At 32.4% G+C, this 352-nt stretch carries 1 pseudogene; it reads left to right on the top strand.

The features are described from left to right. Positions 1-128 precede the first annotated feature (128 nt). Positions 129-352, top strand: a pseudogene (locus ACW9JY_RS10575) (hypothetical protein); the annotation flags it as partial.

The raw sequence follows: 352 nt of genomic DNA, 5'->3' as shown, positions 1-352 counted from the left end.
TTGCTCTACTATCCGAAGTTTGCCTTTGATAAAAATGTAAATGCCGATGGGAAAAATATCCTCTATATTTACAATCATAGGGACCTTAAGAGATATTTCTTTGAGGATTCTCTAAATTTGTCGAAGAATTGAAAGATGATGAGATTATCAGTTTTGCTATCGATTCATTAGGGAATATCTTCATACTTTACCATTCTACATCAGACAACAAGCTCAAAATGGCTGTACTTGTTGAAGAAGATGATGGAAAATATACAGCTAAAATATTTCACGAGGAACCATTTACAGAGAAACCGATAAAATTATTGGCGCACAGAGGATTTTTAATATTAGTTACTAAAGAAAACTACCA

This window comes from Petrotoga sp. DB-2 (genome assembly GCF_054051725.1).
This window is presented reverse-complemented; position numbering and strand designations above follow the sequence as displayed.